This window comes from Massilia phyllosphaerae (genome assembly GCF_034659755.1).
GTDB classification, from domain to species: domain Bacteria; phylum Pseudomonadota; class Gammaproteobacteria; order Burkholderiales; family Burkholderiaceae_D; genus Telluria; species Telluria phyllosphaerae.
Window position 1 is genome coordinate 121,949 of record NZ_JAXSQX010000003.1, and the last position, 15,643, is coordinate 137,591.

General features: G+C 64.5%; 13 protein-coding genes and 1 riboswitch. Of the genes, 6 read left to right on the plus strand and 7 right to left on the minus strand.

All coding sequences use genetic code 11. The features are described from left to right. Window positions 1–24: 24 nt before the first annotated feature. Both U1H99_RS13120 and U1H99_RS13125 read right to left on the minus strand, forming a co-directional pair. A complete protein-coding gene (locus U1H99_RS13120) occupies window positions 25–996 on the minus strand; it encodes a complex I NDUFA9 subunit family protein (protein ID WP_323142666.1) in 972 nt (323 codons plus the stop codon). Between the two features lie 29 nt (window positions 997–1,025). Continuing rightward, on the minus strand, window positions 1,026–3,185 hold the full coding sequence (locus U1H99_RS13125; RefSeq protein ID WP_375341611.1) for a lytic transglycosylase domain-containing protein: 2,160 nt from the start codon (window positions 3,183–3,185) through the stop codon (window positions 1,026–1,028). 34 nt (window positions 3,186–3,219) lie between these two features. Between U1H99_RS13125 and U1H99_RS13130 the strand changes: the two genes are divergently transcribed. Next, window positions 3,220–3,858, plus strand: a complete 639-nt coding sequence (locus U1H99_RS13130; RefSeq protein ID WP_510980332.1) for a 5-formyltetrahydrofolate cyclo-ligase — start codon at window positions 3,220–3,222, stop codon at window positions 3,856–3,858. A gap of 95 nt (window positions 3,859–3,953) precedes the next feature. Here U1H99_RS13130 and metF read toward each other — a convergent pair whose 3' ends face one another. The 4 genes from metF to metK form a co-directional block, all read right to left on the minus strand. Further along, window positions 3,954–4,787, minus strand: a complete 834-nt coding sequence (gene metF, locus U1H99_RS13135; RefSeq protein WP_323142668.1) for a methylenetetrahydrofolate reductase [NAD(P)H] — start codon at window positions 4,785–4,787, stop codon at window positions 3,954–3,956. Continuing rightward, the gene (locus U1H99_RS13140; protein WP_323142190.1) at window positions 4,774–5,127 is read right to left on the minus strand and encodes a phage holin family protein; all 354 of its coding nucleotides are present in this window, start codon (window positions 5,125–5,127) and stop codon (window positions 4,774–4,776) included. Before U1H99_RS13140 ends, metF begins: the two co-directional genes overlap by 14 nt. Window positions 5,128–5,295: 168 nt before the next feature. Next, on the minus strand, window positions 5,296–6,711 hold the full coding sequence (gene ahcY / locus U1H99_RS13145; RefSeq protein WP_375341612.1) for an adenosylhomocysteinase: 1,416 nt from the start codon (window positions 6,709–6,711) through the stop codon (window positions 5,296–5,298). 28 nt (window positions 6,712–6,739) lie between these two features. Next, window positions 6,740–6,812: riboswitch (S-adenosyl-L-homocysteine riboswitch) on the minus strand. A gap of 156 nt (window positions 6,813–6,968) precedes the next feature. Beyond that, on the minus strand, window positions 6,969–8,138 hold the full coding sequence (metK, locus tag U1H99_RS13150; protein ID WP_323142192.1) for a methionine adenosyltransferase: 1,170 nt from the start codon (window positions 8,136–8,138) through the stop codon (window positions 6,969–6,971). A 284-nt stretch (window positions 8,139–8,422) separates the two neighbouring features. On the opposite strand from metK, the gene U1H99_RS13155 reads away from it, so the two are divergent. Genes U1H99_RS13155 through dapF form a run of 3 tightly spaced genes read left to right on the plus strand, consistent with a single transcriptional unit; the run spans window position 8,423 to window position 11,006 of the window. Further along, window positions 8,423–9,274 (plus strand): lysophospholipid acyltransferase family protein, encoded by an 852-nt coding sequence (locus U1H99_RS13155; RefSeq protein WP_323142193.1) that lies wholly within the window; start codon window positions 8,423–8,425, stop codon window positions 9,272–9,274. Next, window positions 9,271–10,134 carry an LpxL/LpxP family acyltransferase gene (locus U1H99_RS13160; protein ID WP_323142194.1) on the plus strand — a complete coding sequence of 288 codons (864 nt, stop codon included), beginning with the start codon at window positions 9,271–9,273 and terminating at the stop codon, window positions 10,132–10,134. The genes U1H99_RS13155 and U1H99_RS13160 overlap by 4 nt, the downstream gene beginning before the upstream one ends. 8 nt (window positions 10,135–10,142) lie before the next feature. After that, the gene (gene dapF / locus U1H99_RS13165; protein ID WP_323142195.1) at window positions 10,143–11,006 is read left to right on the plus strand and encodes a diaminopimelate epimerase; all 864 of its coding nucleotides are present in this window, start codon (window positions 10,143–10,145) and stop codon (window positions 11,004–11,006) included. 15 nt (window positions 11,007–11,021) lie between these two features. On the opposite strand, the gene U1H99_RS13170 is transcribed toward dapF, so the two are convergent. Then, window positions 11,022–12,593: a hypothetical protein gene (locus tag U1H99_RS13170; RefSeq protein WP_323142196.1), complete on the minus strand. Its 1,572-nt coding sequence runs from the start codon at window positions 12,591–12,593 to the stop codon at window positions 11,022–11,024. Between the two features lie 441 nt (window positions 12,594–13,034). Between U1H99_RS13170 and U1H99_RS13175 the strand changes: the two genes are divergently transcribed. Both U1H99_RS13175 and U1H99_RS13180 read left to right on the plus strand, forming a co-directional pair. Continuing rightward, window positions 13,035–14,108: a porin gene (locus tag U1H99_RS13175; protein WP_323142197.1), complete on the plus strand. Its 1,074-nt coding sequence runs from the start codon at window positions 13,035–13,037 to the stop codon at window positions 14,106–14,108. A 225-nt stretch (window positions 14,109–14,333) separates the two neighbouring features. After that, window positions 14,334–15,617, plus strand: coding sequence for a porin (locus U1H99_RS13180; protein ID WP_323142198.1), 1,284 nt, complete (start codon window positions 14,334–14,336; stop codon window positions 15,615–15,617). Window positions 15,618–15,643 lie beyond the last annotated feature (26 nt).

A 15,643-nucleotide genomic window follows, 5' to 3' on the forward strand; every position in this document is an offset into this window, starting at 1 on the left:
TCGGGTCTGGATGCGGTCTTCAAGTTAGCGTCCGGCGCGGGCGCGCAGGACGTCGATGCGGCCGGTCGGCGACAGATACTGCGGCGCGACGGCCTCGAGCGCCGTGAGCTTGATTCCCAGCGCCTCGCCTGTCAAGACCTGCATAGACGGATTTACAACTTTATTGACGACATTATCGACTTTCATCGAGTCCAGGTTGTCACGGCTGATCAGCGGCGTGCCGGGCAATAGCTCGAAGAACATGGCCTGCAGCCGCGCCAGGCCATCCGGCAATCCGATGACTTTGCGCTCGTGGCCGCTGTAGCGTCCGGCCAGGTGCACCAGCTCGGCCAGGGTGTAGACGCGCGGCCCGCCCAGTTCATAAGTCTTGCCGGCCGTGTGGCGATCAAACAGCGCGCGCACGAAGGCATCGGCGACGTCGCCGACATACACCGGCTGGAAGCGCGCCCTGGCGCAAGCCAGCGGCACGACCGGCACGTGGCGCTGCAGCCGTGCAAACATGTTCAGGAAATTGTCGTCCTCGCCGAACACCACCGAAGGACGGAAGATCGTCGCCGCCACCGCCGGGTTGGCGGATGCGGCGCGTTCGCCGTCGGCCTTGGACCGCTGGTACATCGACGGTCCCTGCGGATCGGCGCCCAGCGCGCTCATGTGCAGGTAGCGCGGCACGCCGGCGGCGGCGCAGGCCTCGACTATGCGGCGCGGCAACTCGACGTGGGCGCGCCGGAACCCTTCGCCATACGGCGTGCCGCGTTGCGCATACAGGATGCCGACCAGGTTGATCACTGCACTCTTGCCGGCCACCAGGCGGCGCAGCGTCGCGTCGTCATGGATGTTGGCTTCGACGATGTCGACGCCGAGCGGCATCAGGTGCATCGCATGCGCTTCGTGGCGGGTCGGCACCGCGATGCTGACGCCCTTTTCGGCCAAGCGCGCCGCCACGTGGCTGCCGATGAATCCACTTCCTCCAATCAAAAGCACCGACAGCTCGGCCATGATCGTCCCCTTGTCGTATTCATCGATCCTCATGGCAGGCCGAGGGCGTTGCCGCGCGGCGTGATCGTGCCCAGGCGGGCCTTGAGCGATTGCGGACGCTTTTCGAACAGCGCCGCATAGTTCGTTGCGTTCGACATCACGTTGCGCACGTAGTTGCGGGTTTCTTCGAAAGGAATGGATTCGACGAACACCGCCCCTTCCATCGGCGCCGCCAGCAGCCCGCGCCAGTTGCGCGCCCGTCCCGGTCCGGCATTGTAGGCGGCGGTGGCGAGCACCTGCGAACCGTCGGCGTTGTTCAGCACCATATTCAGGTAATTGGTGCCGAGCAAAATATTCGTGCGGATATCGTTCAGCATGCCGTGGCCATAGTCGTCCAGGCCGATCTTGCCGGCCACCCATTTTGCAGTCGACGGCATGACTTGCATCAGGCCGGACGCCCCGACACCGGATTGGGCATCGGTAATGAAACGCGATTCCTGGCGGATCAGGCCATACACCCAGGCCTGGTCCAGGCCCAGTCCCTGCGCGGTCGGGTGCAGGATGTCATTGTGCGGCGCCGGGAAGCGCTGGGTGTAATCGAACTCGGTGCGGGTGCGCTCCGAGGTGTTGACCATGCGATCAAGGATCTGGTTCTGGCGCGCATACTCGGCTGCAGCGAGCAACTGGCGCTCGGAAAGATTGCTGACCGTCCAGTTCCACTCGCGCGTCCCCTCGAAGCGCATGCGCATGCCGAAGAATTTCAGGGCGCGCTTGAATCCCGGATTGGCAGCCGCCTGCGCCATTTCGGCCGGGGTCAAGGCCGCAGCGGCGGGCGGAATCGTCACCTGCATGCCGACTTCTTCCATCGCCAGCTGGCCATAAAAACTGTTCTGGTCGGCAATGCGGCGGTACAGCGCCTGGGCGTCCTCGGTGCGGCCCTGGGCCTGCATGGCGCGGCCCAGCCAGTAGGTCCAGGCCGTCAGCGCCTGCTGGTCGGGCGGCATCGATTCGATGGTGGCGCGCACCGTCTTCCAGTCGCCGCGGCGCAGCGCGATCCGGGTCTTCCACTCGAGCTGGGTTTCCGACAGCGGGGCGCCGGCCGCGCGCTGCCAGTAATCGTAGGCGTCGGGTGCCAGCGTCAGCGACGCCGCCAGCGCGATGTTCGACCAGCCGATCGCACGCTCCTCGGCCGACAGTGTCGACGCATTCTTGTCGAGCGCCACCGTCGCCAGCTTCAGGCTGGTGCGCGCCATGCGGCCGATCGCGACCAGGTAGATTTCGTGCTCGGCGCGCGTATTGCCGATGCCGCGCGCCATCGCCAGCGCCGGCACGTCGACCGCCTGCGCCGCGCGCGTGTCCGACGCCCCCAGCAGCACAGCGGTGCGGCGTGCCGGCCCGGTCGCGTGCATCTCGCCGGCCAGGCGCAGCTGGGCCAGCAGGTCGGCCTGGTTGAATTGTCCGGACTGGGCCAGTTGGCTCACCAGCGCCGCGCAGGCGTCGCCGTACTGTGGCGGATTGTCGAGCAGCGCGCGCGCCTCGGCCGCCACCCGCTCGCCCTTGATGGCGCGCGACAGCAGTGCATAGCACTTGACCTGGTAATCGTCTTTCTTGACGAACAGGGGCAGCTCGCGGTCGAAATTGACCCAGTCGCGCTTGCGGCCGAGCTCGAGCAGCCAGTCGTTGCGCATGCGGTCGGCAATCGCGCTGCCTTCGTAGCGCTTCAGGAAATCGAGCACTTCGGCGTCGCTGGCGTCGCGCAGGCGCGGTTTGAGCCGATAATAGTCGACATACGAGGGAATCGCGTAGTTCGGCAGCCGCGAGGCGAGCCCTGCCGCACGATTGGCGTCGCCCTGGCGGGCAGCGTCGCGCAGTTGCAGGAAGATCTCATCCTGTTCGCGGCTGGCGTCGTTGGCGACCAATAGCATGGTGCCGGCGGGCACGGTGGCGCTGGTGGCCGGCACTCCGGCGGCCGGCACTGCTGCGGCTGGCGCTCCGGCAACCGGCGCTCCGGTGGCCGGCGCTCCGGTGGCCGGCGCTCCGGTGGCCGGCACTCCAGTTGCAGGGGTGCCCGTGGCTGGGGCCGAGCTGGCGGGCGCTGTGGTGGGAACAATCGGCGCTGCGGCCTGGGCCGAGGCAGCGGAGGCGACGACAAACGAGATCAAGCCCGTGGCGGCAAGACTGGCGCCGGCAAACAGTTTTTGCGGAAACATCAATCCAACTTTCAATTTACGCTTCATATCATCCATGACCGGCGAATCAAGAATACCATGCGGCTCCGACGGCTTGCCAGACTCCAGTGCAAGCGTGGCGGGGGCGGAACAGACGACGTCACAACAGGCGGCCAAGACGGCCTTGCGCAAAGCGCTCAGAGCAGCACGTGGGGCTCTCGATCCAGCAATCAAGGTCCAGTGGGATGGCCATATCGGCGCCCAGGTGCTGGCCTGGTGGCGCTTGCGCCAGGTCGCCGCCATCGGCGTCTACTGGCCACTGGCCGGCGAACCCGACCTGCGCGCCGCCTACGACGAACTGGCCAGGGCCGGCGTGCAACTGGCGCTGCCGGTCGTCATGGAACGCGGCACCGCCCTCTCCTTCGTCGAATGGACGCCGGGCGAACCGATGATTCCGGACGAGATGGGGGTGCAGGTGCCGGCCGACCTGCGCTTCGTGGCACGCCCGCCGGCCTTGCTGGTGCCCTGCCTGGGATTCAACGACGAGAATTACCGGCTGGGCTATGGCGGCGGTTATTACGACCGCACGCTGGAGCCGGCACCGCGCCCCCACACGCTGGGCATTGCCTATGGTAACCAGCGCGCCGTGTTCTCGCATGCTGCCCACGATGTGCCGCTGGATGTGATTGTGACGGAAACGACACAGATCACCTGACACGACTCACTTGATACAACCAGCGATCGAATGAAACATGCCCGCGGGCCGGTAGGCGCGCGGGCATCAGGGCTTTTGCCGGCCTCCGTGCAGGCTCAGGCCGACTGCAGGCGTTGCCAGATCGCGGTCGTCGCCGCAGCCTGATTCATGCTGTAGAAGTGCAGGCCCGGCGCCCCGCCGGCAAGCAGGCGTTCGCACAGGCTGCTGACCACGTCGAGACCGAAGGCCTTGATCGAGGCCGAATCGTCGCCGAAGCTGGCCAGCTTGAGGCGGATCCAGCGCGGGATCTCGGCACCGCACATTTCCGAGAAGCGCATCAGCTGCGTGTAGTTCGTGATCGGCATGATGCCGGCCACGATCGGCACGTCCACGCCGAGTTTGTGGACATTGTCGACAAACTGGAAATAGGCGTCCGGATTGTAGAAGTACTGGGTGATCGCCGCGTTGGCGCCGGCCTGCACCTTGCGCGCGAAATTCTGCAGGTCGTCCTGCGGCGATTTCGCCTGCGGGTGCATCTCGGGATAGGCCGCGACTTCGATGTGGAACCAGTCACCGGTTTCAAGACGGATGAACTCGACCAGGTCGCTGGCATAGCGCAGTTCGCCCGCGCCGCCATAACCGCTCGGCAAGTCACCGCGCAGGGCGACCAGGCGGCGCACGCTCTTCGCCTGGAATTCCTGCAGGATAGCGCGGATCGACGCGCGCGTGGCGCCGACGCAGGACAGGTGCGGTGCACCCTCATGCCCTTCGGCCTGGATTTCGAGGACGGTCGCCAGCGTACCCTGCTGGGTGCTGCCGCCGGCGCCGAAGGTCACCGAAAAGTACTTGGGATTGAGCTCGGCCAGTTTTTGGCGCGCCACACGCAGCTTTTCTGCACCCTCGGGGGTCTTGGGCGGGAAAAACTCGATACTGAGATTAGGGGTTTCCATCATTTTTGAGGAGTAAGGTGGAAAGCGCCCACGAAATCACGCTGTACAGGATCGCCGCCACGAAGGCCGACCCGAATCCTGTGACATGGAAGCCCGCCACCAGGTGCGATACCAGCCAGAACAGCAGCGCATTGATCACCAGGATGAACAAGCCCAGGGACAGCAGCGTCACCGGCAGGGTCAGCACGACCAGCACGGGACGGATCAGGGTATTGACCAGGCCCAGCACCAGCGCAGCCACGAGGGCAGAGCCAATGTTGGTCACGGTCACGGAATTCATCAGGTAAGGCAACGCCATCAGGGCGGCGGCATTGATCAGCCAGGTCAGGAGCAAACGCATGTCGGTGTCTTTCGTGAGGGCGAGCCGGTCCGGCAGTCCCACGACGACACCCTGGCACAGGGGCCGCCCTAGGACAGCGGACCGGACCGCTGGAGATGGTCCGGAGCGCCGGCGTACACGGGCGCATTGCCCGCGCCGCCCGGCGCCAAGTCACGGAAGATTACCAGATTAATAACGATAATGATCCGGCTTGTACGGACCTTCCGTGCTTACCGAGATGTACGCGGCTTGCTCTTCGGTCAGCGTGGTCAGCTGGGCGTTCAGCTTCTTGAGCTGCAGGCGCGCGACCTTCTCGTCCAGGTGCTTCGGCAGCGTGTAGACGCCGACCGGATACTTGTCGGTGTTGGCGAACAGCTCGATCTGGGCGATGGTCTGGTTCGCGAACGACGAGCTCATCACGTACGACGGGTGACCGGTACCGCAGCCCAGGTTCACCAGGCGGCCTTCGGCCAGCAGGATGATGCGCTTGCCGTCCGGGAAGATGATGTGGTCGACCTGCGGCTTGATGTTTTCCCACTCGTACTTCTTGAGCGCGGCGACTTCGATCTCGTTGTCGAAGTGGCCGATGTTGCAGACGATCGCCTGGTCCTTCATCTTGAGCATGTGCTGCTCGGTGATGACGTGGTAGTTGCCGGTGCAGGTGACGAAGATGTCGCCGTGCTCGGCCGCGTAATCCATGGTCACGACGCGGTAGCCTTCCATCGCCGCCTGCAGTGCGCAGATCGGATCGATTTCGGTAACCCAGACCTGGGCCGACAGGGCGCGCATGGCCTGTGCCGAACCCTTGCCCACGTCGCCGTAGCCGGCGATGACCGCGATCTTGCCGGCGATCATGACGTCGGTCGCACGCTTGATGCCGTCGACCAGCGATTCGCGGCAGCCGTACAGGTTGTCGAACTTCGACTTGGTGACGGAGTCGTTGACGTTAATTGCCGGGAACGCCAGCTTGCCTTCCTGGTGCATCTGGTACAGGCGATGCACGCCGGTGGTGGTCTCTTCGGTCACGCCCTTGATTTCCGGCAGGCGCTTCGAGTACCACTGCGGATCACGTGCCAGGCGGCCCTTGATCGCGTTGAACAGGCAGATTTCTTCTTCCGAACCCGGCTTGTCCAGCACCGAGATGTCCTTTTCGGCACGCACGCCCAGGTGCAGCAGCAGGGTCGCGTCGCCGCCGTCGTCCAGGATCATGTTGGCGTGGTTGTCGCCCGGCCATTCGAAGATGCGGTGGGTGTATTCCCAGTACTCGTCCAGGGTCTCGCCCTTGATGGCGAACACAGGGGTGCCGACCGACGCGATGGCGGCGGCAGCGTGGTCCTGGGTCGAGTAGATGTTGCACGAGGCCCAGCGCACTTGCGCGCCGAGGGCTTCCAGCGTGCGGATCAGCACGGCGGTCTGGATGGTCATGTGCAGCGAACCGGCAATGCGCGCGCCCTTCAGCGGCTGGCTGGCGGCAAATTCATCTTGAATTGCCATCAAGCCCGGCATTTCGGTCTGGGCAATGCGGATTTCCTTCTCGCCCCACGAGGCGAGGCCGATGTCGGCAACGAAGTAATCCTGGGTGGTGTCTTTGAGTACGGCGCTCATCACGCCCTCCTTTCAAGTTAAGAAAAAAGTAACGTGAGCGCGGTGTTGATGATCCGAGCCTGGCGAAAGAGAATTCTTTCGTCGCAACGCTCCTCGGAATTCATAAGTTTAACACGGGTGGGCTCGGAAATGGCCTGTTGTGTTGTATTGCTGGATGGGTGGGTGTGCTTCCGCTAACGTTGCGCGCAATTGAACGTGGTGCGCTACGAACTTGGGTCCCCGCTTTCGCGGGGATCCAAGTTATAGGCGTAGATGCCTTACGCCAGGCCGGCCTCGGCGCGCAGCAGCGCCGCCTTATCGGTGCGCTCCCAGCTGAACTCCGGCTCTTCGCGGCCGAAGTGGCCGTAGGCTGCCGATTTCTGGTAGATCGGGCGCAGCAGGTCGAGCATCTGCACGATGCCTTTCGGGCGCAGGTCGAAGTGTTCCATCACCAGTTCGGCGATCTTCTCGTCCGAGATGACGCCGGTGCCTTCGGTGTAGACCGTGATGTTGATCGGACGGGCCACGCCGATCGCGTAGCTGACCTGCACCTGGCACTGGCGCGCCAGGCCGGCGGCGACCACGTTCTTGGCGACGTAGCGGGCGGCATAGGCGGCCGAGCGGTCGACCTTGGACGGGTCCTTGCCCGAGAAGGCACCGCCGCCGTGCGGCGCCGCGCCGCCGTAGGTGTCGACGATGATCTTGCGGCCGGTCAGGCCGCAATCGCCCTGCGGGCCGCCGATGACGAAGCGGCCGGTCGGGTTGACCAGGTAGCGAGTGTCCTGCAGCCATTCCTTAGGCAGCACCGGCTTGATGATCTCTTCGATCACGGCTTCCTCGATCTGGCTGTGGCTGATTTCCGGCGCGTGCTGGGTCGACAGCACCACGGTGTTCACCGACACCGGGCGGCCGTTCACGTAGCGCAGCGTGACCTGGGACTTGGCATCCGGGCGCAGCCACGGCAAGCGGCCATCCTTGCGCAGTTGCGACTGGCGCTCCACCAGGCGGTGTGCGTAATAAATCGCGGCCGGCATCAGTTCCGGGGTTTCGTCGCAGGCATAACCGAACATCAGGCCCTGGTCGCCAGCGCCCTGGTCGAGGTCGATGCCGGCGCCTTCGTCCACGCCCTGGGCGATGTCCGGCGACTGCTTGTCGTAGGCGACCAGCACGGCACAGCCTTTGTAGTCGATACCGAAGTCGGTATTGTCGTAACCGATGCGCTTGATGGTGTTGCGTGCAACTTGAATATAATCGACGTTCGCATGCGTCGTGATCTCTCCGGCCAGCACCACCAGGCCCGTGTTGCACAGGGTTTCGGCGGCCACGCGCGCGCTCGGATCCTGTTCCAGGATCGCGTCGAGGATGGCGTCGGAAATCTGGTCGGCAACTTTGTCCGGATGGCCTTCCGAAACGGATTCGGAAGTGAAGAGATAGTCGTTGGAAGACATGAGGTAAGGCTCCTGATACTGTTTAAATAATTGCCGCAGTACCAATGCCTGCGACGCTTTAGCGATATTTATATTCCGCTTCGCAAGTTGTCATTAACTCCGCGGATCGTGCTCGGCGCGTTAACAAATCCTCAGGGAAAGACGTATTGCCATAGGCGATACGCTGGTATGGCCAGACGATACAACCTGGCCATGAAGTTTTGTTAGGCGCTCTAAAGTGGTATTTTACGCTCCTTGAAAAATTTTGGTGAGCAAGCCGTCGCTTGTCTACCCTGAATCAACCCATGCTTGTTCTCTTGTTCCGCCTCCTGTCGGTGCTGCCTCTATCTGTGCTACATGCGCTGGGGGCGGCGCTCGGCTGGCTGGTTTACCTGATTTCTCCCTCTTACCGCCGGCGCCTGCGCGGTAACCTGGAGCGGGCTGGTTATGCCGGCCAGTTGCATGCCGCCATCGCCGAATCCGGCAAGGCGATCCTCGAACTGCCGTTTGTATGGTGCGCGCAACAAGAGCGCGTCACCCGCCACGTCACGATGGAAAACTGGGAACTGGTCCAGCGCCAGCTCGACAGTGGCAAGGGCATCGTCTTCCTCACCCCGCACCTGGGCTGCTTCGAACTGACCGCGCAACAGGTGTCGCTGCGCGTCGAACTGACCGTGATGTACCGCCCGCCGCGCCAGAGTGCGCTCAAGCCGCTGGTCGAAGGGGCCCGTGCGCGCCGGCACATGCACCTGGCGCCGGCCAACCTGTCCGGCGTGCGCATGCTGGTCAAGGCGCTGCGCGGCGGCCAGCCGGTCGGCGTGCTGCCCGACCAGGTGCCGCAGGAAGGCGAAGGCGTATGGGCGCCCTTCTTCGGCCGCGACGCCTACACCATGACCCTGCCGTCCAAGCTGGCCCAATTGGGCAAGGCCGACATCCTGCTGGTGTATGCCGAGCGCCTGCCGCGCGGACGCGGTTACGCGATCCGCTTCGTGCCCTTCGAAGGCGATTTGTCCGGCAGCGCCGCGGAACAGGCCGCCAGCATCAACCGCGCAATGGAACAATTGATTGCGCGTTGTCCGTCCCAGTATTTCTGGAGCTATAACCGCTACAAGCGTCCGCAGGGCGTCGCAGCACCTGACGCCGAGACCGTTGCATGAAATTCCTGATCGCCCTCCTGTGGCTGCTGCACTGGCTGCCGCTGCCCATCCTCGGCCGTATCGGCAGCGCCGTCGGCACCTTGATGTATTACGCCATCCCGAAGCGCCGGAAAATTGCCTTTACTAATTTGCGTCTGTGCATGCCCGAGCTGAGCGAGGCGCAGCGCAAGGACATCGTGATGCGCCATTTCCAGGGGTATTCGCGCAGCATCCTGGAGCGCTCGCTGATCTGGTGGGCGTCATTCGAGCGCATCCATGGCCTGATCGAAGTCGTGCCGGCGGTGCCGAAAGCGCAAATGGAAAGCGGCCCGACGATCCTGTTCTGCCCGCATTTCGTCTGCCTCGACGTCGGCGGCGTCGCCGCGCGCGTGATGCCGCTCGCCACGATCTATTCGCCGCAGAAAAACAAGGCTTTCGACGATTTGTTGCGCTACGGCCGCGAGCGTTACGGTCCGGTTCGCTTGTTCACGCGCGAAGAAGGCGTCAAACCGATCCTGCGCGCGCTGCGCGACGGCTTGCCCTACTACATGCTGCCGGATATGGACTTCGGCGAAAAGGATGCCACTTTCGTGCCCTTCTTCGGTATCCAGGCCGCGACGCTGACCGCCATGGCGCGCCTGGCCGGCGCGACCGGGGCCAAGGTGATCCCGATCATCGCCACCTTCCTGCCGAACTACAAGGGCTATCGGGTCGAGTTCTTCCCGGCATGGGAAAATTACCCGGGCGACGATATCGTCGCAGCCACCCGCCGCATGAATGCCTTCATCGAAGACCGTGTGCGCGAACATCCCGCAGAATATTTCTGGACGCATAAACGCTTCAAGACCCGGCCGCCGGGCGAACCACCGCTCTACGATTGATCGACATAATGAAACTGAAATTCACCAAGATGCACGGCGCCGGCAACGACTTCGTCGTGATCGACGCCATCAGCCAGCCCATCGACTTCGGCCCCGAACAGTGGCGCCGCCTGGCCGACCGCCGTTTCGGCATCGGCGCCGACCAGATCCTGGTGGTCGAGCGCCCGACCCTGCCCGGCTGCGACTTCCGCTACCGCATCTTCAATAATGACGGCGGCGAAGTCGAACAGTGCGGCAATGGCTCGCGCGCCTTTGTCCGCTTCGTCAGCGACAAGGGCTTGACGACCAAGGGTGCGATCCGCGTCGAGACCATGGCCGGCATCATCACCCCGCGCCTGGAAGCGGACGGCAGCATCACCGTGGACATGGGCGCGCCGGTGCTGGAACCGGCCCGGGTCCCGTTCGATGCCGCCGGCCTGGCGGGCGTGCCCCAGGGCCGCGACACGCTGTGGCCGGTGACCGTGCGCCAGGACGGCCGGGAAGTGCAGGTCCTGCTGTCGGTTGTGTCGATGGGCAATCCGCACGCGGTGCAGGTGGTCGATGACGTCGACACCGCGCCGGTACCCGAAACCGGCCCGCAGATCGAGCACCACCCGCGCTTTCCGAAACGCGTCAACGCCGGTTACCTGCAAGTGCTGGCGCGCCACCACGTCAAACTGCGCGTGTACGAGCGCGGTGCCGGCGAAACGCTGGCGTGCGGCACCGGCGCCTGCGCGGCAGTCGTGGCCGGCATCCGCCGCGGGTTGCTCGACTCGCCGGTACGGGTCGATGCGCGCGGTGGCCAGCTCAGCATCAGCTGGGCCGGCGAAGGCGAACCGGTTTACCTGAGCGGCCCGGCCGTCACCGTGTTCGAAGGCGAAATCTACATCTGAGCCCTGGACGCCGCGCTAGGCAGCCAGGTTGTAATCGGCATCGTTGTCGGTGCCGCTTTCCGGCAGCAGGGTACGCAAGCGGTACAGCCGCTGCCGATAATTGCCTTCCGGCCCACCCGGCCCGCAGTCCACCTCGTCGAACAGCTGCGTCATGCGGTCGAGCAGCTGGCGCTCCTGCGCCGTTTCCACCAGCACCAGGCGGCGCCGGCTGCGGCCATAGCTGGCGCGGATATCGATCACCAGGCAATGGCCGCGGTCTGCCTGCCGCACATCCAGCAGCAGGGCTTCGGCCCGGCTGAGTCCAAACGCCAGCGCCAGTTCCAGGCGCGCCGCCAGCAGCGGATGGGCCGACAGGTCGCGCCCCGCCAGCAAGGCCGCCAACCCGGGCCAGGCATCCGGCAGGCGCGGCGCGATCTTGCGCAGGGCCGCCGCTGCTCGGGAGCATTCCTGGCGCGCTGCCTTCTGCAGCCAGAACACGGCGCGCACATCATTGCTTTCGTTTTCCCGGCGCGCCCGCCAGGCGGCGTTGCCGCATTCGAGCTGGGCGTCGCGGTAACCCATTTCCGCGGCCCGCTCCAGGTACTTCTGCGCTTCCACGACATTACGCTGTGAAAACTCCGGTTTGATATAGATACGCGACAGGGCGTACCAGGCTTCGGCCAGGCCCTGCTCGCCGGCCTGCACCAGCCAGCGCACGGCTTTCTTGAAGTTGGCGGCGCCACCGCTGCCGGGTATGCGCTTGCCGTCCACCCGCATGCGCGCGCTCCACAGGCCGAGCGAGAACTGGGCATGGCGGTCCTGCTCGGCCGCGGCTAGCTCCCAGAACGTGTGCAATTCGTCGGGCGTGACGTCGTGCGGCAAGCCGCCCTCGGCCGCCAGGCGGGCGCAGCGCGACAGCAGCGTCACCTCGTCGGGCGCGAGGCGGGCGCATGCACCGTCGCGGGCGGCATCGGAACCGGCCACGCTGCGTACCAGCGGCAGAGCGCGCCGCAGGTAGGCGGCATGGTCGCCGGCCTGCCACGCCTGTTCCAGCAGCGCGAACTGGGCCGGGGCGACACCGCTGTCCGCCGCCTGGCGCAGCCAGCGCTGGCCGGCCGGCGTGACGGTGCCCGGCATGCCGGCGGGCTGCGGCGCCTGCACTTCGGCCCTGGCCGGCACCGCCGCCGCGCCGTGCTCGCCCGCCAGCAGCCACTGTGCCTGGGAAAAGCCGGCACGGCCGGCATCTTCGAGGGCGCGCAGGGCCTTGGTGCGCTGGGCCTGGCCCGGCGGCGCCGTCCGCGCGCCCAGCACCAGCTGCGCATAGACCAGCCCGGCCCGCACCAGTCCGCCGTCGTAGGCACGCTCGTACCATGTCGTGACCGGATGTGGGCTCTGCTGCGCCAGCTCGAACGGAATGTGGTTGCCGATCAGTTGCCACGCCTCTGTACAACCCTGCTGGGCAGCGCGGTCGAGCCAATGCAGGGCAGTAGGCAGGCTCTTCGGCAAGCCGTTACTGCCGAACAGATACAGCCGCCCGAGTGCCAGCTGGGCCTCGGCGCGGCCGGCACGGGCGCCGCGAATGATCGCTAACTCTTCACGATTTGCCATCTTTCATTTTCTGGAAGTAAAAGACGTCTTGGAAATACGCGCAGAAGATGCACGTTGGCGCACGATGTGCCCACAGAACAGGCAATACGCGCCGTGACGTCGGATGGGCCAGAGTCTAAAGCCGCGTTGGCACGATTCGATTGCAATTCTTCACGGGTTTGAGCCTGCACAAATCGCATTGCAAGACAGAAAGAATATGATGCCTACAGGAAACTTAAATCCGACTTAGGATTGTCTGTCTGTACAGGGTCAGCCGTTTCGAAAATACAACAGCACAATTGGATTTATTGGCTTTCGACCAAGTGCAACGGTCATAATTGACAAATCCGACATTCTTGACGCATTAAGCATTTAAGGTTCACACATCCGAGTGTTCAGAAACTACAACAAATCTCAATGCTCTCCGGATTCCTGCGACCGATTTTATAAGGAAATAATTAGATGAAAAAATCACTCATGGCAGTCGCTCTGCTGGGTGGCTTCGCCGCTGTGGCGCAAGCTCAGACCGCTGTTCAGATCTACGGCAACCTGGATGCCGGCCTGGTCAAGCGTACCAACCAGACCGTTGCCATCGGCAAGCGCGCTGCTAACACCCTGGGCTTCAAGGGGACGGAAGATCTGGGCAATGGCCTGAAAGCACTGTTCCAGCTGGAAATCCGTTACGAGCCGGACACCGGTACCGTTGAAAACAACGGCCGTCCGCTGTTCCAGGGCCAAAGCCGCGTCGGCCTGCAGGGTGATTTCGGTATGGTCCGCATCGGTCGCGGCCTGACCCCGTTCCAGGAAGTCGTCGGTTCGTTCGAGCCGTTCCATGGCCTGCCGACCCCGGCTGGTTTCTATACCGACATCAGCGTCGCCGGCTTCAACTCGGCACCGCTGGACAGCAACACCGGCGGCGGCTCGCCGAACAGCAACCGTATCTCGAATGCGGTCTTCTACAACTCGCCGGTCAACAACGGTTTCCAGGTCAACGCTTCGTGGGCGACCAAGGAAGGCAACGGCGGTACCTTGACCGGTACCAACGGCGGCGCCTCCTACACCGGCACCAACCCGCAAGGTTCGGCCAACCCGTTCTCGGTCGCTGCGACCTACAACAACGGTCCGGCCGCCGCGATGCTGGCTTACGAGCGTAACGCCGTCGAAACCAAGATCTGGTCGGGCGCCGGTTCGTTCGCGCTGACCCCGGAACTGAAAGTGATGGCGACCTACTCCAAGCAGAACGCCGACCACATCAATCCGGTCCTGTCGGACACCAAGGCATGGCTGGTCGGCGCGACCTACGCCATGGGCCCGGGCAAACTGCTGGCAGGTTACGGCCAGAAGCAGCTGGAAGACACCCCGAAGACCAAGCAGTTCTCGCTGGGCTACGAGTACAGCCTGTCGAAGCGTACCTACCTGTACATAGATGCGTCGCGCAAGACGAACATCGTGACCGCCTCGGGTACCGCAATCGGTCGTCTGTCCGCAACCCCGACCGTGAACCACTACGACGTGGGCGTGAACCACTCGTTCTAAGCTGATGCGGGGTACGCCCCGCCAAAAGCTGATCCGCAAGGGCGGACCTGGGCAACCAGGTCCGCCCTTGCTGCATCTGGGGCCTGTGCGATTTGCACAACGCTTGAGCCGGCTGCCGGGCAATGCCCGGGCAAACGGCATCATCCGTGGCTTGCCGCCGGCCTGGTTGCCTGCAGCGTTGTCTTGTTGCTTGTTATTGCCGTCCGTCCAACCATGGAGAATGCGATGAACAAGTTCCTGCTGGCGGCGCTTGCCGGCACCTGTCTTTCCACCTGCCTGGCGGCGCCCGCACTGGCCCAGAGCAGCGTCCAGATCTACGGTATCGCCGATGCCGGCGTCATGTGGCAGCGCGGCAGCCGGGTCAAGGTCATCAGCGGCGGCGCCGACGGTTCGCGCCTCGGCTTCAAGGGCAGCGAAGACCTCGGGCGCGGCCTGAAAGCCATCTTCAACCTCGAGGCACGCATCGAGCTCGATAACGGCACCCAGGTGCCGACCCTGGTCAACGAAAACCAGGGTTATTACCTGACGCGCAACATGGGCGCCCTGCCCCCTCCCGTGCTGGCGGCCGTGCGCCAGGCATTGCAGCCGCCGGGCGGACCGGCCGTGAATCCCGAGCGTGCGCTGTTCGACCGCACCGCCATGGTCGGCATGGTCACGCCGCTCGGCGCGGTCCTGCTGGGGCGCATGTACACGCCGGGCTACGAAGTGTTCGCGGCCGCCGACACCTTCGAAGTCGGCACCGGCGGCACCTGGGGCAGCATCACCGGGGGCACCGGCGGTTTTACGGTCCTAGGAGCCGACATCCGCTCGCAGCGCGCGCTGCAGTACCGCATTGCACTGCCGTCCGGCCTGGGCGGCTCGGTCATGGTCGCCGGCAAGGGCTCGGGCTACCTCGGCCTGTACAACACATTCTGGGGCGCGGCGCTCACCTATAAAGCGCGCGGCTGGGACATCGGCATCGGCCACAACCACGCCTACGACCCGGCCGGACGGCCCAGCCTGCGCACCACCACCGTGGGCGGCTCGTATGCCTGGGGCCAGTGGAAATTCTTCGCCGGCTGGCACGACCAGTACGACCGCAATGCGTCCTTGCTGCCGACTTATATCGCCGGCTGGGATGCGCAGATCGCCCCGCAGCTGGCACCGCTGGGCGCTGCCACCGCCACCGCCCTACGCACCGTGTTCGTCAACAACATCACCATCAACAGCCGGCAGGATGCGTTCAGCGTCCAGGCCGGCCTGCAGTACCGCATCGGCGCCGGACGGATCCTGGCCTCGGTCGCGCACCAGCACGACCGCACCTCCTCTGAAAGCGATGCCACGCTGTTTGCGCTTGGCTACAATTACTTTTTATCCAAGCGCACCGACCTGTATGCGGTGGCCTCGTTCATCCGGAACGACAACGAGGCTCAGTACAGTCCGGCAACGGCCGGGGCGCCGGGCGGCTTTACCAAGGCACCCGGTGACGACGGACGGGCCTTCCAGTTGGGTGTACGCCACCGTTTCTGACGACGGGGTCAAGGCGCCGGCGTTTT

Coding starts and splice junctions, on each gene's coding strand:
- U1H99_RS13120 (WP_323142666.1), bottom strand. CDS start 996: ATGGCCGAGCTGTCGGTGCTTTTGATTGGAGGAAGTGGATTCATCGGC.
- U1H99_RS13125 (WP_375341611.1), bottom strand. CDS start 3,185: ATGTTTCCGCAAAAACTGTTTGCCGGCGCCAGTCTTGCCGCCACGGGC.
- U1H99_RS13130 (WP_510980332.1), top strand. CDS start 3,220: ATGACCGGCGAATCAAGAATACCATGCGGCTCCGACGGCTTGCCAGAC.
- metF (WP_323142668.1), bottom strand. CDS start 4,787: ATGGAAACCCCTAATCTCAGTATCGAGTTTTTCCCGCCCAAGACCCCC.
- U1H99_RS13140 (WP_323142190.1), bottom strand. CDS start 5,127: ATGCGTTTGCTCCTGACCTGGCTGATCAATGCCGCCGCCCTGATGGCG.
- ahcY (WP_375341612.1), bottom strand. CDS start 6,711: ATGAGCGCCGTACTCAAAGACACCACCCAGGATTACTTCGTTGCCGAC.
- metK (WP_323142192.1), bottom strand. CDS start 8,138: ATGTCTTCCAACGACTATCTCTTCACTTCCGAATCCGTTTCGGAAGGC.
- U1H99_RS13155 (WP_323142193.1), top strand. CDS start 8,423: ATGCTTGTTCTCTTGTTCCGCCTCCTGTCGGTGCTGCCTCTATCTGTG.
- U1H99_RS13160 (WP_323142194.1), top strand. CDS start 9,271: ATGAAATTCCTGATCGCCCTCCTGTGGCTGCTGCACTGGCTGCCGCTG.
- dapF (WP_323142195.1), top strand. CDS start 10,143: ATGAAACTGAAATTCACCAAGATGCACGGCGCCGGCAACGACTTCGTC.
- U1H99_RS13170 (WP_323142196.1), bottom strand. CDS start 12,593: ATGGCAAATCGTGAAGAGTTAGCGATCATTCGCGGCGCCCGTGCCGGC.
- U1H99_RS13175 (WP_323142197.1), top strand. CDS start 13,035: ATGAAAAAATCACTCATGGCAGTCGCTCTGCTGGGTGGCTTCGCCGCT.
- U1H99_RS13180 (WP_323142198.1), top strand. CDS start 14,334: ATGAACAAGTTCCTGCTGGCGGCGCTTGCCGGCACCTGTCTTTCCACC.